We start from the raw sequence: 26,271 nt of genomic DNA, 5'->3' as shown, positions 1-26,271 counted from the left end.
GATACCAAGTCCGGCCGGCGCTCCTCGGCGGAAAGCCTCAGGGCTTGGCGTCGGCCGCGGCGGCCAGCGCCAGCGCCGCGCGCGCCATGCGCCGCATCGCATCCACCGACAAGGTCGCGCCGCTGATGCCGTCGACGTCGGGCGTGAGCTGGTCGCCGCCGTCCAGATGCTGGCCGGCGAACTGGTTCAGGAACGACGGGAAGCGGATTTCACCGCCACGGCTTTCGCGGTAGATCAGCAGGTTCGCGCGCTCGATCTGGCCGGCGTTGACGACGAAGCCGGCGGTCACCGGGAACTCCTTGCCGACTTCGTCCAGCACCCAGGCGCTGCGGGCGCCGGCGCGCCAGTAGCGCAGCCGTGCCTGCGGATACGCGTGGCGCAGGATCGGTCTGAGCCGCGATTGCAGCGGCGCGTCGAGCCAGATGATCTGCTCGCTCGGCGTCTCCTCGCGAAACGCGTGCGCCAGAAAACGCTCGGGCGCCATCACCTGTTCTTCGGCGCTGGCCTTCGCCGCGCTCACGCACAGCAACAAGGCCAGCAGCGGACGACGCAGCTCACGCATGACTCAGAACGTCAGGCCGATGCCGAGATCGAAGCGGTCGTCGTCGAGCACGTCGAAGTTCTGGTAGTCGATCTTCAGCACCACGTTCGGATCGAGATAGAAATTCATGCCGATGGTCTGCACGCTTTCCAGCGGATACGCGGCGGTGCCCAGGCCGGCCGGCTGCGCGGCGAAGCTCGATCCGGTGTTGTAGCGCTCGTAACGCAGGAACGGCGAGGCCGAATAGCTGCCGTGCTGCCAGACCTTGTACGCCGCCTGCAGATACCAGCCGTAGAAGTCCTTCGGGATTGGTGTCGGCTGGCCGACATTGGCCAGGTTCAGCGCCGCGGTGTCGCTGATGCTGCCGTGCGCATACAAGGCCGCCAGGTCCAGGTTATGCGCCAGATAACGCGTGTGAGCTTCCCACAGCGTGGCGCGCGGATTGCCCGGAATGCCGGGCTGGCTCTGGTCGACTTCGCCGGTGAACACCGAGCCGCCGACGCGCAGGCCGGCGATGCCGTCGTATTCCAGCGACAGGTACTGCGACAGATCCGAGGCGGAGGCAAACTGCAGTTCCTGGTGGATCGCGCCGAACGGGCTCTCCTTGCCGTCGCTGCCGGTGAAATCCCAGTTGGCGAGCTTCATTCCGGTGGTCAGGCCCAGATCCCAGGACAGGCCCAGGTCGCTGCTGCCATGCAGGCCGACACCACCTTCGCGCCAGGTGCTCGGGATGATCGCGGTCTCGACCTGGTTGCGCAGCACGCCGTAGTAACGCGTAGGTTCGTGCGCGGTGTTGATCAGGCCGGACGGAATCAGGAACAGGCCGGCCTTGGCGCTGATATAGGGATTGAACGAGTGATCGACGTAGAACTGCTCGACTTCGGCTTCGCCGCTGTCGTCGGCCGAGGTCACCGCGTGCTCGAACTCGAATTCCGACAGGAAGTGGGTGCTGTCGTTGAAGCGATAGCCGAAGCCGAACACCGCGCGGCTGAGGTCGGCCTGGGTGCGCGAATCGTCGTGATCGTAGTTGCTGTAGGCGATTTCGCCGTAGCCGTAGATCGACAGCTGCCGGTCGTCGGAGGCGGCCACGGTTGCCGCGCCGGCATGTCCGCCGGCGGCGCCGCTCGCGCCCGCGGCGGTGGTGGTGGCGGCGGGCCTGGCGCCGGCCTCCTGCTGCGCCGCCAGGGCTTCGTTCTGCGCTTTCAGTTCGGCGATTTCCTTCTGCATCGCCTGCACCTGCGCGGCCAGCGCGTCGAGCTTCTGCGCCAGCGCATCGGCGTCGGCGGCGGCATCAGCCGGCGCCGCGAACATCGCGGCGGCGAGGCTGATCGCGGTCAGGGAAAACAGCGGTGCTTTGTTGGAGTGCGGGTTCGGGTTCATGGAGGGGCTGTCTTATTCGGCGGACGCGAGATCGGCGTCGGTGAGGGTGTTGAGGAACGCGATCACGTCGTCGATTTCGGCGTCGGACAACGCCGGCTGATCGCCGGGCTTGCGGTTGTACGGGACTTCGGTGGTATTGACGTTCTTCTGGTACGGCGCCGGCAGATCGTCGAACTTGCGCACGCCATCGGCACCGGCCGGATACCACTTCTCCGGGTTGGTATCGCGCTGCACGTAGAACTGCAGCGCCTCCTTCAGCGTGGCGAAGCGGCCGTTGTGGAAGTACGGCGCGGTCAGCGCGATGTTGCGCAAGGTCGGCACCTTGAAGGCGCCGCACAGGTCCGGGTGACCGGCGACCAGATCGCCGCGGTCCGGGCCGCACAGGCCCAGATCGTAGTAGCCGGCGTCGGCGTTGGCGGGGATGTCGGCATTGCGCGGCACGCCGAGATTGTCGTAGGTGAAGTCGGTGAACAGCGGCAGCTGGCCGGCGACCACACCGCTCGGATGGCAGCCCGCGCAATTGCCCTTCTGCGGGTTGTTGTACAGCGCATAGCCGCGCAACTCCGGCTCGCTGAGCTGCTGCTTGCCGCGCAGGAAATCGTCGAACTTGCTGCTGTAGGGATGAAAGTCGCTGTCCTGCTGCTCGTAGGCCTGCAGCGCCTGGCTGGCGCGATCCAGCGCGGTTTCGGCATCGTCGAACACCCCGGCGCCGTAGACGGCGGTGAACTCGGCGACATAGGCGGCCCTGGCAAGCCTGGCGGCGAACGTCGCGGCATCGCCGTTGGCCATCTCGTGCGCGGCCAGCAGCGGACGACGTGACTGCGCGGCGAAACTGTCGCTGCGGCCGTCGCGGTTGAAGCCGCCGGTCGGCGTGCCTTCGCTGTCGAAGAAAAACGCCGGCGTCAGATCCAGGTAGCGCAGCGACGGCGCATTGCGAAAACCCGGCGTGCGCTGGTCGACGCCGCCCAGCGGCACCGCCAGGCCGTCACTGCCGGAATGCGCGCGGCCGGGGTTGTGGCAGCTGCCGCAGGACAGCGCGCCGGACGCCGACAGCGAGGGGTCGAAGAAGATTTTCTCGCCCAGCGCGGCGGTCGGCGACAGCGTCTGCGCGGGTGTCGCAGGCGGCAGGTCCGCACCGCCGCCGCAGGCGCCGAGCAGCAGCGTCACTGCGCCAATCAGGCCAAAGGCCAGGGCTCCGCGGACGCGGAACGGAACAACGGCATTCATTACGCTTCAGCCCCCGAGGCAGGGGCCGCTGCATGGGCGGCCCCGTTCAGACTGCCGACGTGGCAGTGAAGCTAAAGCTAATCATTCTCACTACCAACCAACAAGTTAAAAAAAGTTAATGAAAGGCCTTGCTGCGCGCTGGCGACGAGCCGCGGAACGGCGTCGCCGGACTGCAAGGCCTTTGGTGGCGCTAGCTGGTGCTCGCCGCCAGCAGCCGGGCCAGAAACTCGTCGTCGGACCATTCGTCGAGTTCGGTGGTGAGCGGCGCCAGCCGGATTACGACCAGGCGCTGCGTCGGCAGCAGGTACATTCGCTGGTGGCCGGTGCCGGCGGCCATGACCATGTCGGATGGCGCACGCGGCGCGATCTGGTTGGCGCCCGTGGCGGCGAGGCCGTCGGCCGGCACCACGTCGACGCTGGCGTCGTAGGTGTCGCCGACGTCGCGGTTCAGCCACCAGGTGATGCCGTAGCCCAGATAGGCCGGATTCGGGTAGGTCAGGCAGTCCTCGACGCCCTGCGCCGGCAGTACGCGCGCGCCCTGCCAGGTGCCGTGCTGCAGCATCATCTGGCCGTATCGCGCCCACACCGGCGCGCTGATCGAGGCGCCGCCGGCCATCTGCGGATGACCTTCCGCGTCGCGCTGCCAGACATAGTCGTCGCCGCTGATGCCGAGCTTGCCGAAGACGCGGCTCTGCAGGTAGTCGATCGGGTCGGTGCCGGCGCTGCGGCGCTCGAACATCAGCGCAAACGCCTGGAACGCGAGCGGGTCGTAGATGAAGGCCTGGCCGGGCGCGTAGTTCGCCGGGTCGTCGATCGCCAGCTGGTAGGTGTCCAGATCGGCGACATCCGCCGGCTTGTAGTCCGGGTTGGTCGACAGGCCGCTCTGCAGGCTCAGCAACTGCAGCAGGCTGGCCTTGGACTTGTTCGGATCGGATTTCCATTCGGTGATGGTGTCGGCGACCACGTCGCTGCGCTTGAGAATGCCGTCGCCTTCGGCGGCCAGCATCAGCGCACAGGAAAAGCTCTTGGTGCCGCTGGCGAGCACGTGCAGGTCGTCGCGGTTGTAGCTGCCGACGTAGCGCTCGAACACGATCTGGCCGTCGCGCATGATCATCACCGCGTCGCCGTTGTGGCTGGCGGAATAGTCCGCTGCATTCTGAAAGGCGGCGATCTCGGCCAGCGTGTTGGTGATGCGCGGCGTGTGCACGCTGGTGCTGGTGGCGGATGAGGCGCCTTCGGCGTACTGCGCGACGACGGTGACGGTGTAGTCCTGGTCGGTGGTCAGGCCGCTCAGCGTCGCCGAGCGCAGCGTCGCATCGACGATCTTGCTGACGGTGGGCTGGCCGGTGGAGCTGGCGCTGATCGAGTAAGCGGTGACCTGGCTGCTGTCCGCAGCGCTCCAGCCGACGTCGGCGCCGACGGCGCTGCCGCTGGCCTGCGGCGTGGCGAACACCGAACTCGCTGGTGGCAAGCTTTCGTCGTCGTCGCCGCCATTGCTGCAGGCCGAAACCGCCAGCAGCAATGGCGCGCAAAACAGCATCGCCCGGGCGACGGGTAGATGAGATTTCATTGGGTTTCCGTGGTGGCGGCCGCACCGGGAATGGTGCTTAGTAGCCTTCAATCGAGGCTATCTGGGCGAGCTGTCACCTTGCTGAACTGACGCCGGAACGCGCCAATTTCCTACAGCAAAATCAGAAATCCAGAAGGGTGGCCAGGAATTCCTCGTCGGACCAGTCGAGCAACTCGCCCAGCAACGGGCCCATGCGCACCACGACCAGCCGCTGCGACGGCAGCAGGTAGAGGCGCTGATGGCCGACGCCGGCCGCCATCGCCATGTCGGCCGGTGCGCTCGGCGCGATGCGGCTGCCGGGGCTGGCGATGCCGTCTTCCGGCACCAAGTCGACGGCCGCGTCGTAGCTGTCGCCGACATCGCGATTCAGCCACCAGGTCAGGCCATAGGCCCGATACGCCGGGTTGTCGCGCGTCAGGCAGTCGGCCAGCGGCGCGGCCGGAAGAACGCGCCTGCCTTCCCAGGTGCCGTGCTGCAGCATCAGCTGACCGTAGCGTGCCCACAATGCCGGGGCCACCGAAGCGCCGCCGGCGATCTGCGGATGGCCGACGAGGTCGCGCTGCCAGCTGTCGCCGACCAGGCCGATCGGCTGGAGCACGCGCCGCTGTAGATAGTCCACCGGATCCTGGCCGCCGGAGGCGCGCTCGAACATCAGCGCGAATGCCTGAAACGCCAGCGGGTCGTAGATGAAGGCGCTGCCGGGCGCGTGGTCCGCCGGGTCGTCCAGCGCCAGCTGGTAGGTGTCGAGAGTCGCGGTCTGGCTGGTCTTGAAGGCCGGGTTGGTCGACAGCCCGCCCTGCAGGCCAAGCAGCTGCGCCAGCGTCATCTGCGACTTGTTCGGATCGCCGAGCCATTCGGTCAGCGTGTCGGCGACTTTGCCTTCACGGGACAGGTAGCCATCCTGCTCGGCCGCGGTCAACAGAGCGCAGGAAAAGCTTTTGGAGCCGCTGGCCAGCGGCAATATCGCGCTGCTGCTCGGACCGGAATAGCCGTTGTCGCGGCGCTCGTAAACCACCTGGCCGTCGCGCATCACGATCACGACATTGCCGCCGAGCGAGCGCGAGTAGTCTGCAGCGCGGTCGAAAGCGGCCCGCTCGCGCAGCGTCAGCGTCAGGCGCGGCACATGCAAGCCGGTTGCCGCCAACGCGCGGGAGCGGCTGCCGCTGGCATCGAGACTGCGTACGCTGATCGAATAGTTCCATCCCGGAATCAGCCTGTCGAAGCGCACGCTCGTCGCGTCGGCGCCGACCTTGAGCACCTGCGACGACAGCAGCGTCGCGGCGGTGATTTCGTAGCCGCCGATGGCCGCGCTGTCGCTGCGCTGCCAGCCGACGTAACCGCCGCCCGGTGCCGGGTTGGCGAAGACATCGGCCGGCACCGGCAGACTCGCCAGCTCCGGCCGCTGCGGCCAAAGAAATCCGAGCAGCCCGGCCTCGGCCATCGTCGGCAACAGGCAGCAGCCCACGATCAGTGCAATGGCGCCGCTTCGAATCTTCATGGGTCTGTCCCGGAACGTGAGTTCGCAGGGTAACGTCAGTTACTCGCGGCCATATTGGCCGAGATCCCACGCCCGGTGTCGCGCAGGCGAGATGATCCGTCGCTCAGGTCGCGACTGCCGCTTTCGCCGTCTTGCTGGCCGGCCTGCGCAGCGGCGTCACGTTCGGGCGCTGGTTCAGGTGGTCGAGCTGCACCCAGCGGATCACCTCGATGCGGCCGTCCGGTGTTTCACCGAGCGCGGTGCAGGATTCCACCCAGTCGCCGCAGTTGTGATAGGTGATGCCGTGCAGCTGGCGGATTTCGGCGTGATGGATGTGGCCGCAGACGACGCCGTCCAGGCCGCGACGCGAGCATTCGCGGGCGACGCTGTCCTCGAACTCGCTGATGATCGCGACCGCGTTCTTGACGCTCTTCTTGGCGAACGCCGACAACGACCAGTAGCGCATGCCGAACAGGGCGCGCGTGCGATTGATGACCTCGTTGGCGCGCATCGTCGCCTCGTAGGCGAAGTCGCCGGCCAGCGCCAGCCACTTGTGATAGCGCGTGATCACGTCGAACAGATCGCCATGCATCACCAGCAGCCGGCGGCCGTCGGCGGTGACATGCACCAGCTCGTTGACCATCTTGATGTTGCCGATTTCGAGCTTGTATTCGACGAACTTGCGCAGGAACTCGTCGTGGTTGCCGGTGACGTAGATGACCTTGGTGCCGCGCTTGGCCTTGGTCAGGATCTTGCGGATGACGTTGGTGTGTTCCTGTGGCCAGAACCAGCCGTTCTTGAGTTTCCAGCCGTCGATGATGTCGCCGACCAGATACAGCGTGTCGCACTCGTTGTGCTGCAGGAACTCGGTCAGATGCTCGGCCTTGCAACCGCTGGTGCCGAGATGCACGTCGGAGATCCACAGCGTGCGGTAGCGTCGCGTCTTGGTCTGGTCCTTTGCCATGATGCCAGTGTCGGCATGCGGGGCGACGCGATCATGACGCTGCGATGACGGTTGTGTGACGTGCTGGCCGAGCGCGATGTCGCGTCGGATTCGAGCAGCCGCGCCAAGCGCCTAGTCGTTGGCCGGCGGGAACGCGGTCATCGGCTGTGCCGGCAGATCGAAGCGGCTGGCCGGCGGAATCCGGCGGTCCACCGACACCAGCCGCATGCGCAGGCCCATGCGCAGAATGCCGAGGCCCTTGGCGTCCAGATCCTTGGCGAGTTTGTCGGCGCCGGCCGGTGTGCGCACGCCGGCGGCGGCGCCCATCACCGTGCCGAGCTTGTACAGCGCGACACTCATATCGTGCAGCAGCGGGTCGCGCACCGTCACCAGTTCCTCTTCGCGAGGCTGGTTATTGCTGTCGAGAAAGCGCAGGCGCTGCACCTCGCCGACGATGCCGGCGACGGTTTCCTTCTTGCCGGTGGGTTCGAGGCCGAGCAACTGGTGGATGTCGTCGCTGGGCGAGGGCGCGGTCGGCATCTGCGCGCCGCCCATCGCCGCGATCATTTCCTGCGCGTCCATCACGATCGGCATGCTGCCGAACTGCAGCACGTTGTACGTCTTGGTGCCGAGCACCACCAGATAGGCTTCCTGGTGTTGCGGGCTGGACATGCGCAGGTGCTGCGGATCGAGCGCCTCGATGATCACGTCGACGCCGTTGCCGTTGGGGTCGAAAGTCTGCAGCGCGACGCTGCCGCCGGCGGCCAGCGCCGCGTTGGCAAACAGCGAAAAGCCGGCGGCAACCGTCAGGCTGAACAGATGAGAGATCGAAGTTTTCATGAGGTTCTCCGGCGACGCAGAAAGCCGACCAGCGCGCGCGCCAGCCAGGGCAGGGCGGCGACCAGCACCAGGCTGGCGATGACGCCAGGCGAGAGCAGGTCGTGCAGGTTGTGCAGCTGCGACAGCTCGCGGCCGGCGTTGGCGAACAGCAGCGCGCCCGGCGCCATGCCGAGCTGGCTGACCCAGTAAAAGCTGCGCAGCGGCATCGCCGAGAGACCGAAGGCGATGTTGACCAGCGAGAACGGCAGCACCGGCACCAGGCGCACCGTTGCAAGATACAGCAGGCCGTCGCGCGCGATACCGTCGTCGATGGTTTTCGATTGCGGCGCGAAGCGCCGGCTCAGCGGCCCGCGCAACAGATAACGCGACACCAGAAAGCCGCAGCAGGCGCCGATCACCGAGGTAAACGCCGCGACCAGGAAGCCGCCGACGACACCGAACAGCGCGCCGGCGAGCACCGTGAACAGCGCCGCGCTGGGCAGCGGCAGAATGCCGACGGTGATGTAGGCGGCCAGAAACGCGCCGATGCTCAGCAGCAGATGCCGCTCGCGGAACGCGATCAAGTTGGCCTGTTGCTGCTGGATCGCTTCCAGCGTCAGCACATGGTTGAGGTCGAACGCGAAGTACAGCGCGATCAGCGCGGCCAAGGGCAGCAGCAACCACCATCGTCTGGACATCTTCTTCAGCTGGGGAGAGGGCAGCGCATGGTCCGCATGGTAGCGGCGATGGCGCGCGTGGATCTGAACGGCGGCATCATGCCGGCGTCGGCCGATGCGCGTAGTTGGCCAGGTGCAGCGCGATCAGTGGCAGGCTTTGCCCGAGCACGTCGCGCGCGACCGCGTCGAGCGGCGCGTTCAGGCCGAGTTCGAGCACGCCGAGATTTTCGGCGCGCAGCCACAGCGGTACGATCAGCAGATGCGTCGGCGACGCGTGGCCGAGTGCGCTGCGCACCAGCAGGTAATCGGCCGGCAGGCGGTCGAGCTCGATGCGCCGGTGGTCGGCGAGCGCCTCGCTGATCAGGCCCTCGCCGACGCGGAACTGGCGCAGGGTGACGTCGGGTAGGCCGTAACCGGCGATCGCGCGCAGCCACGGCCCGTCGAGCCGGTACAGCGCGCCGACCGACAGCTGCAACAGCGGCGCCAGTTCGCCCAGCAGCAGCTGGCCGAACATCGCGGCGCTGTTCGCCGACTGGATCTGCAGGCTCAGTTGGTAGACCAGCTCGCGCACGCGGCGCTGCGCGGCCGCCTGCTGCTCCGCCAGTGCCAATGCGGCCTCGTTGCGCGCGCGCCGGCTGTCGATGCGCGCCAGCTGAAAGGCGAGCAACAGGCTCGTCGTCAGCAGCAGCGCCTGCGCAGCCCAGAACCAGGCACTGCCGACGATGCGGGCGACGAAGCCGGCGCTGGCCGGCGGATGGCGCATCGCCAGCCACCAGCCGCGATTGGCCACCGGGCCGGATACGCCCGGCAGATCGCGGAACGGGAACACCGGCCGGTAGATCCAGCGGCCTTCGTCGTTGCCGATCTGGCCACGCGCGCCCTGCATCGACGACCAGGTCTGCGGATAGGCGCGCGCCATGCTGTCGCCGAAGCCGATCTGCGCGCCCCAGCGCCGCGTCTCGTCGGGATGAAAGATCCAGTAGCCGAGATCGTCGATCAGCATGCCTTCGGCGCCGGCCGTCGCCAGCGTGTCGGTCAGCGAACCGAGCAGGCGCGCGCCGTCCTGCTCGAGTTCCAGCACCTGCGCTGCCTGCTCGCCGCGGCGCAGCGGCGTCGCCGCGCGCAGCACGCTCCGGCGCGGCAAAGCCAGCTGGCCGCCTTCCACCGCCAGCTCGAAGCGCGACAGGTACACCGCGTCCGGCGGCAGGATGCGCGTGGCGTCGAACACGTCGCGATCCTGCTGGCGCTGCAACGCGGCAGCGTCATTGATGAGGATCGCGTTGGCGCGTCGGTCGACGCGAACCAGCAGCCGGCCCTGGTCGTCGAACAGGCGTACGCCGGCATAGCGCGGCTTGTCGCGCAGCAGCTCGGCGAACAGCGCGGCGGCGCGCTCGCGGTTGGCCGGCGCGGCGTCAGCCAGCAGCGCCTGGACCTCGCTGGTATGCGACAGGAAGCGCAGCTCGCCGACGGTCGCGCCCAGGCGGTCGCCGAGCAGGTGTTCGGCACGGTCCAGCCGCGCGGTATCCTCGACCGCGTCGCGCTCATGGTGTTCGCGGTCGGTCTGCCAGACGCCGATGCCCCAGCACAGGCTCAGCAGCAGCATCGCCAGCAAATGCAGGCCCAGCCAGCGGCCGCTCAGCACGCCGCGCCGCCGCTGCGCCGCGCCGGGCTTTCAAACTTCGGGGACATTGAACGGTCTCAAAGCGGGCCCATATTGCACAGCATTATCGGCAGCCCCGAGCGGTTGCGAAAGGAATTGTCATGAAACTCGATCTCAGCTCGCTGGACACGGTCAACCGCGAGCTCGGTGGCCACGGCGAATCGCTGCTGGCCTGGGCGCTGCAGCTGGATCAGCGCGCCGTGGTGACCACCAGCTTCAGCCCGTTTTCCGGCGTGATCCTGCACATGGCCACGCAACTGCGGCCGACGCTGCCGGTGCTGTGGATGGACAGCGGCTACAACACGCCGGAAACCTATCGCTATGCCGACGCGCTGACCAAGCAGCTCAGGCTGAACCTGACGATCGTGCATCCGCGGCGCTCGCGCGCACACCGGGAAGCGGTCGACGGCGACATTCCGCAACTCGGCACTGCGGGCTTTGAGGCGTTTACCAACGAGGTCAAGCTCGAGCCTTTCGAGCGCGGCATGGCCGAGCTGGCGCCCAAAGTCTGGATCACCGGCGTGCGCGCCGAAGAGACCGCCGAGCGCGCGAAAATGCAGCCGGTGTCGTTGAACCCGGACGGCCTGGTCAAGGTGGCGCCGCTGCTGGGCTGGAACGCCAGGCAGCTGCACGAGTACCTGCAGCGCCACGGACTGCCGAATAACTTCGACTACTTCGACCCGACCAAGCTCGACGACAAGCGCGAGTGCGGGCTGCATCTGGCGCATTGAGCGACCGATCCCGGGTTGCACCCGGGCTACGCGGCGATCCCGGGCTTCGGCAACCTGGGAAGTGCCGCCCGGTCCAGGGAAAACCCCCAGCTGGTGTATCCTCCGCGACCTCCCGCAGGCCTCTGACCGAGGCCTTTCCACGCCAGGATTTCGCCATGTCCGAGCCCGTCGACAACCGCCCCAACCGCCGCAGCCACAACATCACCGCCGGCGTCTCCCGCAGCCCGAATCGCGCGATGTTGCGCGCCGTCGGATTCGGTGACGGCGATTTCGAGAAGCCCATCGTCGGCGTCGCCAACGGCCACTCGACGATGAACCCCTGCAACGCCGGCCTCGACCCGCTGGCCAAGCGTGCCGAAGCGGCGCTGAAAGCCGCTGGCGCGATGCCGCAGAGCTTCGGCTTCCCGACCGTCACCGACGGCATTTCGATGGGCACCGAGGGCATGAAGTTTTCGCTGGTGTCGCGCGAAGTCATCGCTGACTCGATCGAGACCGCGACCCAGAGCCAGTTCCTCGACGGCGTGCTCGCGGTCGGCGGCTGCGACAAGAACATGCCGGGCGTGATGATCGCCCTGGCGCGGATGAACGTGCCGGGGCTGTTCTGCTACGGCGGCACGATCAAGCCGGGCAAGTGGAAAGGCCAGGACCTGACCATCGTCTCCTCGTTCGAGGCGGTCGGTGCTTTCGCCGCCGGCAACATGGCGAAAGAGGATTTCGAGGGCATCGAGAAAAACGCCTGCCCGAGTTTCGGCGCCTGCGGCGGCATGTACACCGCCAATACCATGTCCAGCGCGTTCGAAGCGCTCGGCATGAGCCTGATGGGCAGCTCGCAGATGGCCAATCCCGATCCGGAAAAATCCGACTCGGTCGCGCAGTCGGCCGAGGTGCTGGTCAATGCGATCAAGCTCAACCTGCGGCCGCGCGACATCATCACGCGCGAGTCGATCGAGAACGCGGTGGCGCTGGTCATGGCCACGGGCGGTTCCACCAACGCCACCTTGCACTTCCTCGCCATCGCCCACGCCGCCGGCGTCGAATGGACCTTGGACGATTTCGAGCGCGTGCGCCTGAAGGTGCCGGTGCTGTGCAACCTCAAGCCGTCCGGCCAATACGTCGCGGTGGATTTCCACAAGGCCGGCGGCGTGCCTCAGGTGTTGAAGATGCTGCTGGCCCGCGGCCTGATCAACGGCGACTGCATGACCATCACCGGCAAGACCATGGCGCAGGAGCTGGAGCACATTCCGGCCGAGCCGCGCGCCGATCAGGACGTGATCCGCCCGTTCGACAAGCCGCTGTACGCGCAGGGCCATCTGGCGATCCTGAAAGGCAACCTGGCGCCGCTGGGTGCGGTGTCGAAAATCACCGGCCTGAAGAACCCGAGCATCACCGGCCCGGCGCGCGTGTTCGACAGCGAGCAGGCGGCGATGGACGCGATCATGGCGCGGAAAATCGTCGCCGGCGACGTCATCGTGATCCGCTACATCGGCCCGCAGGGCGGCCCCGGCATGCCGGAAATGCTGGCGCCGACCAGCGCGATCATCGGCCAGGGCCTTGGGGAATCCACCGGCTTCATCACCGACGGCCGCTTCTCCGGCGGCACCTGGGGCATGGTCGTCGGCCACGTCGCGCCCGAGGCCTTCGTCGGCGGCCCGATCGCGCTGGTGCATGAGGGCGACTCGATCACCATCGACGCCAAAAAGCAGCTGATCCAGCTCAATGTCTCCGACCAGGAACTCGCCGCGCGTCGCGCGCAATGGAAGCAGCCGGCACCGCGCTACACCAGCGGCGTACTCGGCAAGTTCGCGCGTCTGGTCAGTGGCGCGGACAAGGGTGCGATCACCGGTTGATCAGCCCGGCTGCTTGGCCGCCATCGCGATGCGATCCAGCTTGCTGCGATAACGCGCCTGAGTCGGCGCATCCGCTGTCATCGCGATCGCCGCCTCTATGCTTTTGCGCGCCAGCTCCGGTTGCTTGAGCTGGTTGAGCACGGCACCGAGCAATAGCAGAAACCGGTGATCCTCGGGATATAGCGAGATTGCGGTCTTGGTTTCCTCGAGGGCGCGCGGCAGCTGATGGCGCGCGTAGGCGCGCTGCGCCAGCTGGTAGTGATAGTAGGGGTTGCGCTTCTGCAGATTCTCGGCCTCGCGGCGGTAGATCCGCGCGCGTTCGGGCTGTCCCAGTGCCTCGTAAATCCTTGATGCGGTGCCGTAGGCGGATAGCGAATCGGGATCGAGGTGCAGTGCCTGCTGGATCGCGATCTCGGCGGCCCTGGCATTGCCGATCGACAGATACAAGTGGCCCAGGTTCGACCACAGGAACGATTCCTGAGGCGCCAGCTGCAGTGCCCGCAACTGGTAGTGCAGTGCCTCTCGACCCTGATTCTGCGTCTGCAAATCCACTGCGCGGTTGCTGAAGAACTGCGCTGCGGCCTCCGTGTCGCTGACGACCCACTGATGGTAGTTCGGATCGTATTCCTCGGGCGTCAGGTCGACGATATGGAAAATCCGCGCCGAAGCGCCGACCCGCGCGTTGATATGTTTGTACAGCACCAGGTTGTTGCCGCGCAGATCCCAGATCGGCGGAATGTCTACTTGATTGAAGCGAGCGTCGATGCCGATGTCGCGTGCGAGCGCGATGAACAGCAAGGTGTGCGTCATGCAGTTGGCACGGCGTTGGGCAAACGCCTCGGTCGGCGTCAGTGTCGCGCTGGCGTCGTAACGCAAGCCCAGGCCGGTGTCGGAATGCATTGCATCGACCAGCAGCCGTATTTTATCGGGATCGTTTTTGGCCGTGGCGATCGCATCGGTGGCGAACTGGCGCATCTCGGAGCTGATCTCGAACAGCGAGGCGACATCGGGCAGGGCCGGTTGCGGGCCGCTGAGTTCGCCGGCGCCGTCCAGTACCCAGCCGCGGCTGGCGGCTGCGTTTTCGGGCACCAGCGGATGGGTGCTGCAGGCGCTCATGCCAAAGCCTGCCAGCGCATAAAGCGCCAGCGCGCCACGGCCTACTGTGGCCATCGCAATCGATGCGGCTTTCATGTTCCCCTCCCAGACGTCGGCTAGACGCCCCAGATGGCCGAATTGGCCCACAGACCGGCACTGCGGGGCAGTCTATGCCGTTTCGCCGGCGGCCGGAAACGGCTCGTCCGCGAGCAAACGGTTATCCTTGCGCCACTTTTTTTCGCTGCCGCAACCATGCAACTGCACAACACCCTGACCGGGCAAAAAGAAACCTTCGTTCCGCTGGACCCGAACCGGGTCACGATGTATGTCTGCGGGCCGACGGTTTACTCCTACGCGCATATCGGCAACTACCGCCCGCCGGTGGTGTTCGACACCCTGTCGCGGGTGCTGCGGCGGCGTTATCCGGGCGTGGTGTACGCGCGCAACATCACCGACATCGACGACAAGATCAATGCGGCGGCCGTGAAAGAAGGCGTCGAGATCGGCGTGATCACGCAGCGCTATACCGCCGCCTACCACGAAGACCTGAAAGCCCTCGGCGTGCAGCCCACCGACGCCGAACCCAAGGTCACCGAGCACATTCCGCAGATCACCGCGATGATCGAGCGGCTGATCGCCAGCGGCCACGCCTATGCGGCCGAAGGCCATGTGCTGTTTCACACGCTGAGCTATCCGGACTACGGCCAGTTGTCGGGCCGCGACGAGCAGTCGCTGATGGCCGGCGCGCGCGTCGAGGTCGCGCCGTACAAGAAGCACGCCGGTGATTTCGTGCTGTGGAAGCCGTCGAGCGCCGAGCAGCCGGGCTGGGATTCGCCCTGGGGTCGCGGCCGGCCGGGTTGGCATATCGAATGTTCGGCGATGAGCGAGGCGGTGCTCGGCGACACCATCGACATCCACGGCGGCGGCCACGACCTGATCTTTCCGCATCACGAAAACGAAATCGCGCAAAGCACCTGCGCGCATGGCGGCGCGGTCTACGCGCGCTACTGGCTGCACAACGGCTTCGTGAATGTGAATCACGAGAAGATGAGCAAGTCGCTGGGCAACGTGCTGCTGGTGCACGACTTGCTGAAGACCTTGCCGGGCGAGCTGATCCGCCTGGTGCTGCTGACCGGACACTATCGCCAGCCGCTGGACTGGAACGACGACGTCGCCGCCGACGCACGCAAGAAACTCGATCGTCTCTACGGCGCGCTGCGCGATCTCGAAGGCATCGAGCCCGCCGCCGGCGTGACCGCGCCGGAGGCTTTCATTGCCGCACTCGAAGACGATCTGAACACGCCGATGGCGCTGGCCGAGCTGTTCGAACTCGCGCGTAGCGCCAACAAATCCGAAGACGCGGCCGAGAAAGCCAGGCTCAAGGCCCAGCTGCTGGACGCCGGCTCGCTGCTCGGCATCCTGCAGCTGACGCCGGAGGCCTGGTTCTCGCAGCAGCCGACGACCTCGGCGCTGACGCCGGAGGTGATCGAGCAGCGCATCGCCGACCGCGCCGCGGCACGCAAGGCGAAGAACTTCGCCGAGTCCGACCGCATCCGCGACGAGCTCGCCGCGCAGGGCGTGATCATCGAAGACAGCGCCCAGGGTGCGCGCTGGCGCTACGCCTAGCGGCCACGCAAAAAAGCAGCGCGCCCGATAGCGCACAACGGAAAAGGCCGGCTTTCGCCGGCCTTTTCTTGTCAGCCGACCGAAATCAGCTGCGGTACTGCTGATGCATCTGGTCCATGCGCGTGGTCTGGTCGGGCGTGAACTCGAACATGCAGGAGTCGTCGACGTAGTCCATGAAGTTGGTCGTCGGATCCATGCCGGCCTTGCCCGGGCAGCTGTCGCGGTTCACCGGGCAGCCATAGGCGGCGGTGCGTTCGGCGGGGGTGTCGGAGACGCTGTCGTTCTGCGCGCTGCAGCTGCCCTGGAACGTGTGGTACAGACCCTGCCAGTGGCCAACCTCGTGAGTGGCCGTGTCGCCCTCGTCATACGGCACGGCGCTGCCGCCGGGCAGGCTGGTGTAGAGCACCACGACGCCGTCGTTCTTGGGCTGCGAGGCATAGCTGGACGGGAACGTCGCCCAGCCGAGCAGGCCGCCGCCCGGGTTGGCGGTGTACAGGTTCAGCGATTCGGCGCCGCCCTTGCGCAGGGCCTTCTTGGCCTGCTTTTCTGCGGAACTGCCGGGCGACATCGTGTACCAGTCGGCGTTGGTGGTGCGGTCGATGCCGGCGATGGTGTAGACGAAAGGCGTGCCGGCATAAGCGGCGTTCAGCACCGCGATCTGGTCGTTGAGCTGCGACTCCGGCACGTTGCCCTGGGCCAGCGTGCTGCCGATGTTGATCACATGGAAGTACACCGGCACCGTAATCGAGCCCGGTGCACTGTTCAGGGACACGCCCTTGGCGGCCCGGGCAGCCAGGAAGCTCTGCAGGTTGCGATCAATGGTTTCGCGTTCGGCCAGGCTCGGCATCGTCGTCATGCAGCGCTTGCTGTAGCTCTGCTCGCTGTCTTCGGCGGCGGCAACGCTCATCACGAGCAAGGCCGCCATCGCCGCGGCGCGGCGAAGGTTCTGGAATTTCATCGATGAATCTCCCGGATTGTTTTGGTTTGGTGACAGGCCGGCGGCCCTGGGGCATCGCCGTACGTAGCGGACGGTAACCGATAAACAAGAATCGGGCCGGGGCCCGCCGATGGGCGGTTCAGTCGGCCGATACGCTACGGCTGCCGGCCCAGTGGCGCAGGTAGTTCATCTTCTCGGCCATGACCACCGACAACGGCCGGGTGACGCTGAGTTCATGGGCGATGCCGTCGCTGTTCAGCGGCTCACCGCGAGCGTGCGCGGCGTACAGCGCGGACACCACCGCCTGCTCGATTTCGGCGCCCGAGAAGCCGTCGCAGAGCCCGGCCAGCCGCGGCAGATCGAAGCCCGCCGGATCCTGGCCGCGCTTTTTCAGATGGATGCCGAAGATCGCGGCGCGCACCTCGGGCTTGGGCAGGTCGACGAAAAAGATTTCGTCGAAGCGGCCCTTGCGCAGCAGCTCCGGCGGCAGGGATTCGATGTCGTTGGCGGTGGCTACCAGAAAAACCTGGTCGCGGCGCTCGGCCATCCAGGTCAGCAGCGTGCCGAGGATGCGTTTGCCCGGGCCGCCGTCGTCGCCGCTTTCGCTGGCCAGGCCTTTTTCGATTTCGTCGATCCACAGCACGCAGGGCGCCATCACGCCGGCGGTTTTCAGCGCGTCGCGCAGGTTTCGCTCGGTTTCGCCGTAAAACTTGTTGTACAGCGCGGCGAAGTCCAGCCTCAGCAGCGGCACGCCCCAGGCGCCGGCGACCGACTTCGCCGCCAGGCTTTTGCCGCCGCCCTGCACGCCGAGCAGCAGCAGGCCCTTGGGCGGATCCAGACCCGGCGGCGGCGTGGCGGACAGGAACACGCTTTTGCGATCGGCCAGCCAGCGCTTCAGCGTCGCCAGGCCGGCGACGTCCGCCATCTTCGCGGTATTGAGTTCAAAGCTGAGCACGCCGCCCTGGTCCAGCAGCCTGTACTTGGCGGCCTGCACCGCCGGCAGGTCGGCGTCGGACAGCACGCCGTCGTCGACGATCGCGTTGCGGATCAGCCGTCGCGCGTCGGCGTGAGTCAGGCCGAGCAGATTGCGCGTCAGCGCGTCGATGGCGGCCTGCGTCGCCTGCACGCGGCGCTGCTGCTGCGCGCCCCAGTTCTGCGCCTCTTCATGCACCAGCGCCTTGAGGTCTTGCAGGTCGGGCAGTGCCAGTTCGACGCGCGTCGCCACGGCGCGCAGCTCGGCCGGCACGCTCAGCGCGCTACCGATCAGCACCAGCGTATGCGGCACCTGGGTGTTGCGCAGCCCGATTTCGCGCAGCTGCGACACGGTCAGCGGATCTTCCAGATAACGCGCCAGATCATGCAGCAGGAACAGGCCGGGCTCGCGCTGCGCGAGCACCTGGGCGAGGACCTCGGCGGGCTTGCTGCCGCTAAGGGCCGGCGGAAAAGCGTCGCCGTCACGACGGCTCAGGCCCGAAGCCAGGCTCCAGCGATGCAGCGGCCGGCCGGCACGCGTGGCCACGCGCGCGAACACTTCTTCCACGCGCGCCGCGTCGCTACTGTCGACGAAGATCAGCGGCGTGCGCGCGTCGACCAGCAGTGCCAGATCTTCGAGGTCGCTCACGAGTCGCTCATTGGGAATCCGCGTTGGGAAGCAGCCTTGCCACTTTGTTGATTAGAATCGGTTCACGCGCACAAGTGCGTCAAGGGAGCAGCTCGATGGTTTCTCGCTGGTGGCCGTCCCTCAAAGGCGTCGTCGTGGCCGCGGCCCTGGCCGTGCCGGCGGCATTCGCGGCCGCGCCTAAAAGCGTCGACTCGCCGGCGCTGGGCACAGTGCTGGCCAGAACCGCGGTCGGTGAAGTCGCTGCCGGCCCGACGCAGGTGCCGCTGATCACCTGGGGCGGCGACATCGCGACGATCGTCGCCAACGGCAATGCGACGCGCACCGTGCGCGGCTCGGCGTTCGCCAACGAGGGGCTCGACCTGAACCTGGTGCGCGAGGACGTGTTCGCCAGACAGGTCGAGGCTTACATGGCGGGGCGCTCGCCGTATCTTCGCGGCACGCTGGGCATGATCAACATGGCCGCGGATCTGCTGAACAAGGATCCGCGCACCAAGCCGGTGGTGATCTACCAGATGACCTGGTCGGCCGGCGGCGACACCCTCGTGGTCAAGCAGGGCATCGGCTCGGCGCGCGATCTGAAAGGCAAGACCATCGCGCTGCAGGCTTACGGCCCGCATGTCGACTACCTGACCAAGATTCTCGGCGATGCCGGCCTGGCGACCAGCGACGTCAAGATCCGCTGGCTGCCGGATCTGACCGGCACGGACGACACGCCGATGCGCGCGTTCCAGCAGAAAGACGTCGACGCCGCTTTCGTGATCACGCCCGACGCGCTGGTGCTGACGTCCGGCGGCAGCGTCGGCAGCGGCGCCGAGGATTCGGTCAAGGGCGCGCGCATCCTGCTGTCGACCAAGACCGCGAACAAGATCATTGCCGACGTCTACGCGGTGCGCAGCGATTATCTGGCAAAGAACCGCAAGGCGGTCGAAGGCTTCGTGCACGGCCTGCTGCTCGGCGAAGAAAAACTGCGCGCGCTGGCGACGGCCAAGCCGCGCGACGCCGAGTTCAAGGCGACGATGAGTGCGAGCGCGAAGATCCTGCTGGACAGCGAGCAGGCCGCCGGCGATGCCGAAGGCCTGTACGGCGACGCCGAATTCGTCGGCCATCGCGGCAATGTCGAGTTCCTGGCGACGCCGGCTTATCCGCGCAATCTGGACAAGCTCGACGCCGAGATCCAGGGCGCCTTCGCCAGCATCGGCCTGGCCTCCGGCAGCGCCAAGCTCGCCACGGCCGGCTGGGACTACGCGCGGCTCGCGCAGGGCCTGAGCAACGCCGGCAAGACCGCCGCCGAGGCGACGCGCTTCGACGAAGGCCAGGTCGCCGCGGTGGTCACGCGCAAGCAGCAGCAAGGCACCTTGGCCGACGGCGAGCTGTTCTCGTTCGAGATCTTCTTTCAGCCGAACCAGAACGGTTTCTCGGCCGATTTGTACCAGGAGGCTTTCGCCAAGGTCGTCGATCTGGCTTCGACTTACGGCGGCGCGCTGATCACCGTCGAAGGCCACAGCGATCCGATGGCCTATCTGCGCGACAAGAAAGCCGGCAAGCCCGACGTGGTGCTCGGTCAGATCAAGCAGGCGGCGAAGAACCTGTCGCTGTCGCGCGCGGTTGCGGTGCGCGACAGCGTGCTCGCCTACGCGCAGAGCAAGGGTGTGAGCCTGGACGCGAGCCAGTTCGCCGTGGTCGGCCACGGCATCGCCAATCCAAAATCCGGACTCTGCGGCAGTGATCCCTGCGCGCCGAAGAACGAGCGCGAATGGCGCGACAACATGCGCGTGCAGTTCCGCATCATCCAGGTCGAGGCCGAGTCCTCGGTGTTCAAACCGCTGTGAGCCGCCCCGGCAAAACCCGCGGCCGCATCGGCTGGGCGCTGTTCGCGCTGGTCGCGTATGGGCTGGTCAAGCACTACAGCGGCGACGACGAAGACTCCAGGCCGGAGCACGAAAGCCAGGAAGTCGTCGACAGCGACGATGCCGGCAACGATGCACCGCAAGGCGGCATCTACGCGCAGACCGCGACGCGCGACGACTGGCCGTCGATCGGCGGCGACAACGCCGTCGCCGCCAGCGGCGCGCCGGCGGCGACTTCGAATTACTACGTGGTACTCGACGGCTCCGGCAGCATGCGCCGCGTCGATTGCTCCGACGGCAAGCCGAAGATCGCGGTCGCGGTCGCGGCGCTGTCGCGCTTTATCCAGTCGGTGCCGGCGCAGGCGAATCTGGGGCTCGCGGTGTTCGACGATGCCGGCCTGAGCGAGCGCGTGCCGCTGGGCGTCGGCAATCGCGAGGCTTTCGAGACGGCGCTGCACAAGGTCGACGTGCAGGGCGGCACGCCGCTGAAATCCTCGATCGAACTCGCTTACGACAAGCTCACCACGCAGGCGCGCCAGCAGTTCGGCTACGGCGACTATCATCTGGTGCTGGTCACCGACGGCTATCCCGATCCGGCGCGCGAAGATCCGGCCGAGGCGGTCGACAAGCTGCTGCAGAATTCGCCGGTGGTTTTGCATACGATCGGCTTCTGTCTCGGCGAAGATCACGTGTTGAACCAGCCCGGCCGCGTCTACTACACCGCGGCCGACAGCCCCGAGCAGCTCAGCGCCGGCCTCGGCAACGTTCTGGCCGAAGCGCCGGCATTCGATGTCAGCGACTTTCAGGAATAGCCACAGGCCGTGACGGTTCACGTCAAGATTTTCATCAGCGTGATTCTGCTCGGCGCGCTGGCGATCGTCGGCTGGCGTTATGCCGAGCCGAAAATCCGCGACTATCAGCAGCGCAGTACGTCGGACGCGGCCGGCATGAAGGGTCGTATCACGGTTGGCGTCGACAGCTGGGTCGGTTACTTCATGCTGTGCTCGCCGCAGCTGACCAAGCGGCTGCGCGCAGAAGGCTACGCGCTGCAGTGCGAGGACGATCACGCCGACACCGCGGGCCGCATCAGCAAGCTTGGCGACGGCCGGCTCGACTACGCGGTCGCCACCGTCGACAGCTATCTGCTCAACGGCGCGGCCAGCGCCTATCCGGCGACCATCGTCGCGGTCATCGACGAGTCCAAGGGCGGAGACGCGATCGTTGCGCGCGCGGCGTCGATCCCGAATCTGGATGCGCTGAAAGCGCACGACGGCGCGCGCATCGCCTATACGCCGGCTTCGCCCAGCGAGCATTTGTTGAAGAGCGTCGCCGTGCATTTCGACATTCCGCAGCTGCAGAAGAAGGGCGGCGCCTGGAGAGTCGAAACCGATGGCTCCGCTGCCGCGCTGGACAAGCTGCTGAAAGGCGAAGCCGACGTCGCAGTGCTATGGGAGCCGGACGTGTCGCGCGCGCTGGCGCAGCCGGGCATCGTCAAGCTGCTCGGCAGCGAAGACACCGATCGGCTGATCGTCGACGTGCTGCTGGCGTCGCGGCGCAGCGTGCAGGCGGATTCGGCGCAGCTGAGTCTGCTGCTGAAACATTATTTCGACACTTTGCGCTGGTATGGCGAGCATCCGGCCGAACTGGAGGCCGATGTCGCCGCCTACACCGCCTTGCCGGCGGCGCAGGCGCGCACGGTGATGCAGGGCGTCGCGTGGGCCGGACTCGACGACAATGGCGCGCAATGGTTCGGCATCACGCCTTCGGGGCTGCCCGGCGATGAAGGCCTGCTCGACACCATCAACGGCACGATGAAAGTGCTGATCGCGGCCGGCGATTTCCCGCGTAATCCGCTGCCGGATCAGGACCCGCTGCGGGTGACCAATCGCCAGTTCGTCGCCAGCCTTTACCTGCCGCAGGCGAGGCCCGAACTCGCCGGCAATGGTGACACGCTGGCGCTGGAGTTCAAGCCGCTGGACGATGAAGGCTGGGAGCATCTGAAACAGGTCGGCACCTTGCGCATCGAGCCCATCGCCTTCACCCGCGGCACCGCGACGCTGGACGAAGACAGCCGCAAGACGCTCGACGACATCGCCGACAAGCTGCGCCGCTATCCGCGCTATCGGCTGCTGATCAAGGGTCACACCGGCCTGGGCGGCGACGACGCGGCGAACCTGCAGCTGTCCAAGGATCGCGCGCAGGCCGCGGCTGATTACCTGCTGCAGAACTACAAGATGGATGCGGATCGCGAACGCGCGGTGGGCTACGGATCGAGCCAGCCGCTGCCGCGGCAGAATGGCGAGAGTGATCGCGCCTATGCCTACCGCCTGCCGCGCGTGGAATTCGTGCTGCTCGCCGAACCTTACTGATGCGGCGGCTATTCGACCAATTCGAGGCGACGCTCGATGCGATCCAGACGAAGGTCGACGCGATCGAGGCGCGTGGACAGCGAACCGTACTGCGAATGCAGGCCGGCGATCTGCAGGTACAGCGAGCCGAGGTTCTCCTCGACCAGGCCCAGCCGCGTTTTCACTTCACGCAGATCTTCACGCAGCCCATCCATTCCCAAGCGCAGCGCGCGAAGGTGTTCAAGGATCAGGTTGTCGATGTCGGCCATAGAAGCACAGTATCAGCCCAGAATATCCAAGCCAACCGGACGTTTTCCTCATGAACGCGCCGGAAAAGCGCCCTAACGCCGACTTTTCCGCGCAGGCAGTTTCGCGCGCGGTGCTCGGGCGCACCTTGAGTCAGCCGCATGTTCTGTACCCGGCGGCAGTCGGTATTCTGGGCGGCCTGGCGGCTGCGGTGCTCGGGCCGTCGATGATCTTCGTCGCGCCGGCCGCGGCCGGCGCGCTGCTCGGCCTCGGCGGCTGGGCGGTTGATTACACGATGCGCCGCGACAAGCATGCGGCCGACTATCTGAAACGCCTGCAGGAAGCGCTGGCCGGCCGCGCCGACGAAACGATGGTGCGGCTGCGCAGTGAGTTCGCCGAAGTCTCGTTCGAGCCCGGTCAGGCTCAGCTCGATGCGCTGAAGGAAAAATACCGGGCGTTCGAAGGCCTGCTGCGCCGCAAGCTCGATCCGAAAGAGATGACCTTCAGCCGCTTTCTCGGCATGACCGAGCAGGTGTTTCTCGCGGGTCTGGACAATCTGACGCGCATTTCCGATGCGCTGAAAGGCCTGTCGGCGATCGACGTTCAGCACATCGCGCGGCGGCTGCAGCATCTGCAGACCGACGGCATTGAATCCGATGCGCAGGATCGCGAAATCGCCACACTGAAGGAGCGCATGAGCCTGCTCGAGCGCCAGCGCGACCGCATCGACGGCTGGCTCGCCGAAAACGAGATCGCGATGACGCAGATCGATCAGGCGATGGCCGTGATCGGCGAGATGGACACCTCGCAGGGCCATGCGGCGATGGACATCGAATCGGCGATGGCGGAACTAAAGACCATCGCCGCGCGCGCCAAAAACATCAGCGCCCCGTAGCTCGGCAAAGCATTGCCGACCTATGCCGATCAGGCCCGGGTCTCGCGCTGCTCGATCACCTTGCCGTCGTCGTCCAGGGTCTGCAGCCGCACGTTGAAGCCCCATAGCCGCGACAGATGCTTGAGCACCTCATTGGAGCTGTTTTCGTCCAGAGGACGGCCGCGATGCTGGCGGTGCGCCAAGGTCAGCGAGCGGTCGCCGCGGTGGTCGTAGCGCGTCACCTGGATGTCGGGCACTTGGCCGTCGCGGTTGTATTGCTGGCTCAGCAGCTGGCGCACGCGACGATAGCCCTGCTCGTTGTGGATCGAATCCACCGACAGATGTTCTTCTTCCTCGTGATCGGCGATCGCGAACAGGTGGAAGTCGCGGATCAGCCGCGGTGACAGGAACTGGCCGATGAAGGACTCGTCCTTGTAATTGCGCATCGCGAAATCCATGACCTTTAGCCAGTCGCCGCCGGCGATGTCCGGGAACCAGTCGCGATCCTCGGCCGTCGGGTTTTCGCAGATGCGGCGGATGTCGCTCATCATCGCGAAGCCCAGTGCATACGGGTTGATGCCGCCGTAGCCACGCTGGTCGAAGCCGCGCTGCGCGATCACGTTGGTGTGCGACGACAGTACTTCGAGCATGAAGCCATCGTCGACCAGACCCTTGTCGAACAGACGGTTCAGCAAGGTGTAGTGCCAGAACGTGGCCCAGCCTTCGTTCATGACCTTGGTCATGCCCTGCGGATAAAAATACTGCGCCATCTTGCGCACGATGCGCACGATTTCGCGCTGCCAGGGTTCGAGCTTGGGCGCGTGCTTTTCGATGAAGTACAGCAGGTTTTCCTGCGGCTCGGGCGGGTAGTTGGGCTCGGCGCCGGCCTTGCCGTTCTTGCCGGCATTCTTGCTCGGCAAGGTGCGCCAGATGTCGTCGTACTGGGTCCAGGCGTAGTCCTCGCGTTCGCGCTGACGCAGGCGCTCCTCGTCGGCGGACAGCGGCGTCGGCTGGCGATAACGATCGACGCCATGGCTCATCAGCGCGTGGCAGGAGTCGAGCGTGGCTTCCACGGCCTCATGGCCGTATCGCTCCTCGCACTTCATCACATAGTTACGCGAAAACACCATGTAATCGATGATCGCGTCGGCGTTGGTCCACTGCTTGAAAAGGTAATTGCCCTTGAAGAAAGAGTTGTGTCCGTAGCAGGCATGCGCGATCACCAGAGCCTGCATCGGCAGGCTGTTCTCCTCCATCAGGTAGGAGATGCAGGGATTGCTGTTGATGACGATTTCGTAGGCGAGGCCGCGCTGGCCCTTGCGATACATCTGCTCGTTGCGGATGAATTCCTTGCCGTAACTCCAGTGCGGATAACCGATCGGCAGGCCGACCGAGGCATAGGCATCGAGCATCTGTTCGGAGGCGATCACCTCGATCTGGTTCGGATAGATGTCGAGCTTGTACTCGTTGATCGCGATATCGGCGATCGCGCGATCGTAGGTTTCCAGCAGCTCGAAATCCCATTCCGCGCCGGTGGAAATCAGCTTGCTGCCGCTATTCTCTAGTGCGTTCACGCGGCCTCTCTTTTGAAGAGCTCGCGCAACACCGGATAGACCTCGCCCTTGCTGGTGACGCTGGACATCGCGAACTTGTCGCTCTCGATACGCTGGTAGGCGTAGGACAGCGGGCTGGTGCGCATCGGGTCGTCCGGCACCTCGATGTAGGCAAAGTACCGCGACAGCGGCAGCACCTGCTCGTTGAGGAAGGCGCGGCTCTTTTCCGGGTCGGCGCCGAAAGCGTCGCCGTCGGAAACCTGGGCGCCGTAGATGTTCCAGGCGTCCGAGGGGTAGCGCGCCACCGCGATTTCCTGCATCAGCTTGAGCGCCGACAGCACCACGGTGCCACCGCTCTGCTGGTCGTGAAAGAAGCCGTGCTCGTCGACTTCCTGCGCGTTGTCGGTGTGACGGATGAACACCAGCTCGACGCGCTGGTACTTGCGCGACAGGAACAGATACAACAGGGTGAAGAAACGCTTCGCCAGGTCTTTCTTGCCCTCGGTCATCGACGCGGACACGTCCATCAGGCAGAACATTACCGCGCGCGAAATCGGCTGCGGCACTTTCACCCGGTGGCGAAAGCGCAGATCGAATTCGTCGAGGAAGGGAATGCGGTCGAGGCGTTTCTGCAGTTCGGCTATTTCCTCGTCCGCCGGCACTTCGGCCGCCTCGAGTTCGCTGATCTGCCTCCGCAATGGCGCGCCCAGAGCGATGCGCCGCGCCATGGCCTGGCGCAGCGAGCGCGTCACCGACAGGTTCGCCGGCACGCCGCTGGGCGTATAGCCGGCGCGCTGCATCTTGTATTCGCGCACGTCGCCGACCGCGTTGCGGATCAGGTGCGGCAGCTCCAGATCGTCGAAGAACAGATTCATGAATTCTTCGCGCGACAGCGTGAAGGCGAACTCGTCGCTGGTGGACTCGCCCTCGCCCTCGCCCTCACCCGAGCCGCCGCCACCACCACCGCCATCCGGGCGCTGGATCTTGTCGCCGCGATTGAACTTGCGGTTGCCTGGCAGCACCATCTCGCGGTCGCCGCCCTGGCCGTGGTGAAAGGTCGGCTCGCCGATATCCTTGGTCGGGATATTGACGCTGCCGCCGCGATCCATGTCGGTGATCGAGCGCTTGGAAATCAGGTCGCTGACCGACTTGCGGATCTGCTCCTTGTAACGCCGCAGGAAACGCTCGCGGTTGACGGCGCTCTTGTTGCGATCATTCAAGCGGCGATCGATCACGATCGACATCGAGACTT

General features: G+C 66.1%; 22 protein-coding genes. 7 read left to right on the top strand and 15 right to left on the bottom strand.

Features of this window, described 5'->3' with window-relative positions; translation table 11 throughout:
• Nucleotides 1–37: 37 nt before the first annotated feature.
• The 9 genes from ACQZF9_RS17600 to ACQZF9_RS17560 all read right to left on the bottom strand — a co-directional run bounded on the left by ACQZF9_RS17600 (nt 38) and on the right by ACQZF9_RS17560 (nt 10,276).
• Nucleotides 38–562, bottom strand: coding sequence for an FMN-binding protein (locus tag ACQZF9_RS17600; RefSeq protein WP_428310263.1), 525 nt, complete (start codon nt 560–562; stop codon nt 38–40).
• A gap of 3 nt (nt 563–565) precedes the next feature.
• Entirely contained in the window at nt 566–1,921 is a 1,356-nt protein-coding gene (locus ACQZF9_RS17595; RefSeq protein ID WP_428310262.1) for a porin, read from the bottom strand.
• Between the two features lie 12 nt (nt 1,922–1,933).
• Nucleotides 1,934–3,148 carry a cytochrome-c peroxidase gene (locus ACQZF9_RS17590; RefSeq protein ID WP_428310261.1) on the bottom strand — a complete coding sequence of 405 codons (1,215 nt, stop codon included), beginning with the start codon at nt 3,146–3,148 and terminating at the stop codon, nt 1,934–1,936.
• 190 nt (nt 3,149–3,338) lie between these two features.
• Nucleotides 3,339–4,718 carry a serine hydrolase gene (locus ACQZF9_RS17585; RefSeq protein WP_428310260.1) on the bottom strand — a complete coding sequence of 460 codons (1,380 nt, stop codon included), beginning with the start codon at nt 4,716–4,718 and terminating at the stop codon, nt 3,339–3,341.
• Nucleotides 4,719–4,839: 121 nt separating this feature from the next.
• Nucleotides 4,840–6,216: a serine hydrolase domain-containing protein gene (locus ACQZF9_RS17580; protein ID WP_428310259.1), complete on the bottom strand. Its 1,377-nt coding sequence runs from the start codon at nt 6,214–6,216 to the stop codon at nt 4,840–4,842.
• Between the two features lie 103 nt (nt 6,217–6,319).
• Nucleotides 6,320–7,159, bottom strand: coding sequence for a UDP-2,3-diacylglucosamine diphosphatase (locus ACQZF9_RS17575; RefSeq protein WP_428310258.1), 840 nt, complete (start codon nt 7,157–7,159; stop codon nt 6,320–6,322).
• A gap of 111 nt (nt 7,160–7,270) precedes the next feature.
• On the bottom strand, nt 7,271–7,978 hold the full coding sequence (locus ACQZF9_RS17570; protein WP_428310257.1) for a hypothetical protein: 708 nt from the start codon (nt 7,976–7,978) through the stop codon (nt 7,271–7,273).
• Nucleotides 7,975–8,655: a TVP38/TMEM64 family protein gene (locus ACQZF9_RS17565; protein WP_428310256.1), complete on the bottom strand. Its 681-nt coding sequence runs from the start codon at nt 8,653–8,655 to the stop codon at nt 7,975–7,977. Before ACQZF9_RS17565 ends, ACQZF9_RS17570 begins: the two co-directional genes overlap by 4 nt.
• A gap of 76 nt (nt 8,656–8,731) precedes the next feature.
• Nucleotides 8,732–10,276 carry a GAF domain-containing protein gene (locus ACQZF9_RS17560; RefSeq protein ID WP_428310255.1) on the bottom strand — a complete coding sequence of 515 codons (1,545 nt, stop codon included), beginning with the start codon at nt 10,274–10,276 and terminating at the stop codon, nt 8,732–8,734.
• 119 nt (nt 10,277–10,395) lie between these two features.
• Between ACQZF9_RS17560 and ACQZF9_RS17555 the strand changes: the two genes are divergently transcribed.
• Nucleotides 10,396–11,025: a phosphoadenosine phosphosulfate reductase family protein gene (locus ACQZF9_RS17555; protein ID WP_428310254.1), complete on the top strand. Its 630-nt coding sequence runs from the start codon at nt 10,396–10,398 to the stop codon at nt 11,023–11,025.
• Between the two features lie 155 nt (nt 11,026–11,180).
• Nucleotides 11,181–12,872 (top strand): dihydroxy-acid dehydratase, encoded by a 1,692-nt coding sequence (gene ilvD / locus ACQZF9_RS17550; RefSeq protein ID WP_428310253.1) that lies wholly within the window; start codon nt 11,181–11,183, stop codon nt 12,870–12,872.
• On the opposite strand, the gene ACQZF9_RS17545 is transcribed toward ilvD, so the two are convergent.
• Entirely contained in the window at nt 12,873–14,063 is a 1,191-nt protein-coding gene (locus tag ACQZF9_RS17545) for a tetratricopeptide repeat protein (RefSeq protein ID WP_428310252.1), read from the bottom strand.
• Between the two features lie 156 nt (nt 14,064–14,219).
• On the opposite strand from ACQZF9_RS17545, the gene cysS reads away from it, so the two are divergent.
• On the top strand, nt 14,220–15,593 hold the full coding sequence (gene cysS, locus ACQZF9_RS17540; RefSeq protein ID WP_428310251.1) for a cysteine--tRNA ligase: 1,374 nt from the start codon (nt 14,220–14,222) through the stop codon (nt 15,591–15,593).
• A gap of 85 nt (nt 15,594–15,678) precedes the next feature.
• Here cysS and ACQZF9_RS17535 read toward each other — a convergent pair whose 3' ends face one another.
• Nucleotides 15,679–16,551 (bottom strand): zinc metalloprotease, encoded by an 873-nt coding sequence (locus tag ACQZF9_RS17535; protein WP_428310250.1) that lies wholly within the window; start codon nt 16,549–16,551, stop codon nt 15,679–15,681.
• Nucleotides 16,552–16,669: 118 nt separating this feature from the next.
• Nucleotides 16,670–18,151, bottom strand: a complete 1,482-nt coding sequence (locus ACQZF9_RS17530; protein WP_428310249.1) for an AAA family ATPase — start codon at nt 18,149–18,151, stop codon at nt 16,670–16,672.
• A 95-nt stretch (nt 18,152–18,246) separates the two neighbouring features.
• Between ACQZF9_RS17530 and ACQZF9_RS17525 the strand changes: the two genes are divergently transcribed.
• From ACQZF9_RS17525 to ACQZF9_RS17515, 3 genes are read left to right on the top strand one after another with little or no spacing between them, the layout of a single operon-like run.
• Nucleotides 18,247–19,980, top strand: a complete 1,734-nt coding sequence (locus tag ACQZF9_RS17525; protein ID WP_428310248.1) for an ABC transporter substrate-binding protein — start codon at nt 18,247–18,249, stop codon at nt 19,978–19,980.
• Nucleotides 19,977–20,810 (top strand): vWA domain-containing protein, encoded by an 834-nt coding sequence (locus tag ACQZF9_RS17520; protein ID WP_428310247.1) that lies wholly within the window; start codon nt 19,977–19,979, stop codon nt 20,808–20,810. Before ACQZF9_RS17525 ends, ACQZF9_RS17520 begins: the two co-directional genes overlap by 4 nt.
• A 9-nt stretch (nt 20,811–20,819) precedes the next feature.
• Nucleotides 20,820–22,367: an OmpA family protein gene (locus ACQZF9_RS17515; protein WP_428310246.1), complete on the top strand. Its 1,548-nt coding sequence runs from the start codon at nt 20,820–20,822 to the stop codon at nt 22,365–22,367.
• A gap of 8 nt (nt 22,368–22,375) precedes the next feature.
• On the opposite strand, the gene ACQZF9_RS17510 is transcribed toward ACQZF9_RS17515, so the two are convergent.
• A complete protein-coding gene (locus tag ACQZF9_RS17510) occupies nt 22,376–22,615 on the bottom strand; it encodes a hypothetical protein (protein WP_428310245.1) in 240 nt (79 codons plus the stop codon).
• Nucleotides 22,616–22,665: 50 nt separating this feature from the next.
• Here ACQZF9_RS17510 and ACQZF9_RS17505 point away from each other — a divergent pair, with 50 nt between their 5' ends.
• Entirely contained in the window at nt 22,666–23,487 is an 822-nt protein-coding gene (locus ACQZF9_RS17505) for a hypothetical protein (RefSeq protein WP_428310244.1), read from the top strand.
• 29 nt (nt 23,488–23,516) lie between these two features.
• Here the strand turns inward: ACQZF9_RS17505 and ACQZF9_RS17500 are convergent, their stop codons facing one another.
• Both ACQZF9_RS17500 and ACQZF9_RS17495 read right to left on the bottom strand, forming a co-directional pair.
• Nucleotides 23,517–25,040 (bottom strand): SpoVR family protein, encoded by a 1,524-nt coding sequence (locus ACQZF9_RS17500; protein WP_428310243.1) that lies wholly within the window; start codon nt 25,038–25,040, stop codon nt 23,517–23,519.
• A complete protein-coding gene (locus ACQZF9_RS17495; RefSeq protein WP_428310242.1) occupies nt 25,037–26,263 on the bottom strand; it encodes a YeaH/YhbH family protein in 1,227 nt (408 codons plus the stop codon). The genes ACQZF9_RS17500 and ACQZF9_RS17495 overlap by 4 nt, the downstream gene beginning before the upstream one ends.
• Nucleotides 26,264–26,271: the final 8 nt, after the last annotated feature.

Origin of the sequence: Hydrocarboniphaga sp., from assembly GCF_965279055.1 — a bacterium.
Taxonomy (GTDB): domain Bacteria; phylum Pseudomonadota; class Gammaproteobacteria; order Nevskiales; family Nevskiaceae; genus Hydrocarboniphaga.
Note: the sequence above shows the minus strand (reverse complement) of the source record. Positions and strands in the feature narration are given on the sequence as shown.

What these genes read in the sequence shown, in the direction of transcription:
- ACQZF9_RS17525 (WP_428310248.1), top strand. Translation starts at nt 18,247, where the DNA reads ATGGTTTCTCGCTGGTGGCCGTCCCTCAAAGGCGTCGTCGTGGCCGCG.
- ACQZF9_RS17565 (WP_428310256.1), bottom strand. Translation starts at nt 8,655, where the DNA reads ATGTCCAGACGATGGTGGTTGCTGCTGCCCTTGGCCGCGCTGATCGCG.
- ACQZF9_RS17595 (WP_428310262.1), bottom strand. Translation starts at nt 1,921, where the DNA reads ATGAACCCGAACCCGCACTCCAACAAAGCACCGCTGTTTTCCCTGACC.
- ACQZF9_RS17555 (WP_428310254.1), top strand. Translation starts at nt 10,396, where the DNA reads ATGAAACTCGATCTCAGCTCGCTGGACACGGTCAACCGCGAGCTCGGT.
- ACQZF9_RS17585 (WP_428310260.1), bottom strand. Translation starts at nt 4,718, where the DNA reads ATGAAATCTCATCTACCCGTCGCCCGGGCGATGCTGTTTTGCGCGCCA.
- ACQZF9_RS17505 (WP_428310244.1), top strand. Translation starts at nt 22,666, where the DNA reads ATGAACGCGCCGGAAAAGCGCCCTAACGCCGACTTTTCCGCGCAGGCA.
- cysS (WP_428310251.1), top strand. Translation starts at nt 14,220, where the DNA reads ATGCAACTGCACAACACCCTGACCGGGCAAAAAGAAACCTTCGTTCCG.
- ACQZF9_RS17510 (WP_428310245.1), bottom strand. Translation starts at nt 22,615, where the DNA reads ATGGCCGACATCGACAACCTGATCCTTGAACACCTTCGCGCGCTGCGC.
- ACQZF9_RS17535 (WP_428310250.1), bottom strand. Translation starts at nt 16,551, where the DNA reads ATGAAATTCCAGAACCTTCGCCGCGCCGCGGCGATGGCGGCCTTGCTC.
- ACQZF9_RS17590 (WP_428310261.1), bottom strand. Translation starts at nt 3,148, where the DNA reads ATGAATGCCGTTGTTCCGTTCCGCGTCCGCGGAGCCCTGGCCTTTGGC.
- ilvD (WP_428310253.1), top strand. Translation starts at nt 11,181, where the DNA reads ATGTCCGAGCCCGTCGACAACCGCCCCAACCGCCGCAGCCACAACATC.
- ACQZF9_RS17495 (WP_428310242.1), bottom strand. Translation starts at nt 26,263, where the DNA reads ATGTCGATCGTGATCGATCGCCGCTTGAATGATCGCAACAAGAGCGCC.
- ACQZF9_RS17600 (WP_428310263.1), bottom strand. Translation starts at nt 562, where the DNA reads ATGCGTGAGCTGCGTCGTCCGCTGCTGGCCTTGTTGCTGTGCGTGAGC.
- ACQZF9_RS17570 (WP_428310257.1), bottom strand. Translation starts at nt 7,978, where the DNA reads ATGAAAACTTCGATCTCTCATCTGTTCAGCCTGACGGTTGCCGCCGGC.
- ACQZF9_RS17580 (WP_428310259.1), bottom strand. Translation starts at nt 6,216, where the DNA reads ATGAAGATTCGAAGCGGCGCCATTGCACTGATCGTGGGCTGCTGCCTG.
- ACQZF9_RS17575 (WP_428310258.1), bottom strand. Translation starts at nt 7,159, where the DNA reads ATGGCAAAGGACCAGACCAAGACGCGACGCTACCGCACGCTGTGGATC.
- ACQZF9_RS17545 (WP_428310252.1), bottom strand. Translation starts at nt 14,063, where the DNA reads ATGAAAGCCGCATCGATTGCGATGGCCACAGTAGGCCGTGGCGCGCTG.